This is a genomic window from Klebsiella sp. EMBS2024, assembly GCF_036233805.1.
GTDB classification, from domain to species: domain Bacteria; phylum Pseudomonadota; class Gammaproteobacteria; order Enterobacterales; family Enterobacteriaceae; genus Klebsiella; species Klebsiella pneumoniae.
This window is the reverse complement of sequence record NZ_JAZARW010000001.1, coordinates 2,715,705-2,717,110: the sequence shown is the minus strand read 5'-3', so window position 1 is coordinate 2,717,110 and position 1,406 is coordinate 2,715,705. Positions and strand designations below refer to the sequence as shown.

Here is a 1,406-nt window from a genome sequence, read left to right as displayed (position 1 = left end):
GAATGGCCAGGTGGGCTGGGAGCTGCAGCGCTCCCTCTCCACGCTCGGTGATGTGGTCGCGGTGGATTACTTTGATAAAGAGCTGTGCGGCGATCTGACTAATCTGGACGGTATCGCGCAGACTGTGCGTACCGTCCGCCCGGACGTGGTGGTGAATGCCGCCGCGCACACGGCCGTGGACAAGGCCGAAAGCGAGCGGGAGCTCTCCGACCTGCTGAACGACAAAGGGGTGGCGGTGCTGGCGGCGGAGTCGGCGAAGCTGGGTGCCCTGATGGTGCACTATTCCACGGACTATGTGTTCGACGGCGCCGGCAGCCATTATCGCCGGGAAGATGAGGCAACCGGCCCGCTGAACGTCTACGGTGAAACCAAACGCGCCGGTGAACTGGCGCTGGAGCAGGGCAACCCGCGTCACCTGATTTTCCGTACCAGCTGGGTGTATGCCACCCGCGGCGCCAACTTTGCCAAAACGATGCTCCGCCTGGCGGGTGAGAAAGAGACGCTCTCCATCATTGACGACCAGCACGGGGCGCCCACCGGCGCAGAGCTGCTGGCAGACTGCACGGCGACGGCAATCCGTGAAACGCTGCGTGATCCGGCGCTGGCCGGCACCTATCATCTGGTGGCCAGCGGCGAGACCAGCTGGTGCGACTACGCCCGCTATGTGTTTGAGGTGGCCAGAGCGCACGGTGCCGAGCTGGCGGTTCAGGAAGTGAAGGGCATTCCGACGACGGCCTATCCGACGCCGGCGAAGCGTCCGCTCAACTCTCGCCTGTCGAATGAAAAATTCCAGCAGGCATTCGGGGTGACTCTCCCGGACTGGCGTCAGGGTGTGGCTCGCGTGGTAACAGAAGTCCTGGGTAAATAAACGGGTGGCAAAAGATGAACATTATTAAAACAGATATTCCTGAGGTGCTGATTTTTGAACCGCGCGTGTTTGGTGATGCGCGGGGCTTCTTCTTTGAGAGCTTCAGCAGCAAGGTGTTCAATGAGGCGGTGGGCCGCCAGGTGGAATTCGTCCAGGACAACCACTCCCAGTCCCAGAAAGGCGTATTGCGCGGGCTGCACTATCAGCTGGATCCGCACGCACAGGGCAAACTGGTCCGCTGCGTGGAAGGTGAGGTATTTGACGTGGCGGTGGATATCCGTCGTTCATCACCCACCTTTGGCAAATGGGTGGGCGCGGTGCTCAGCGCAGAGAATAAACGTCAGCTGTGGATCCCGGAAGGATTCGCCCACGGGTTTATGGCGCTGAGCGACACGGTGCAGTTTGTCTACAAGGCGACGAACTACTACGCGCCGCAGTCAGAGCGGAGCATCATCTGGAACGATCCGGAGATAGGGATTGACTGGCCGGCGCTGGGCGACTGCGCGCTGTCGCTGTCGGAGAAAGATCTGCAGGCACA

General features: G+C 61.1%; 2 protein-coding genes. Both read left to right on the top strand.

Annotation, left to right across the window (positions count from 1 at the left end; all coding sequences use genetic code 11):
• A partial coding sequence (gene rfbD, locus VZP09_RS12570; protein ID WP_328795180.1) for a dTDP-4-dehydrorhamnose reductase occupies window positions 1-868 on the top strand: 868 nt, incomplete at its 5' end.
• A gap of 14 nt (window positions 869-882) precedes the next feature.
• The coding region (gene rfbC / locus VZP09_RS12565) for a dTDP-4-dehydrorhamnose 3,5-epimerase (RefSeq protein ID WP_129325365.1) at window positions 883-1,406 on the top strand (524 nt) is incomplete at its 3' end.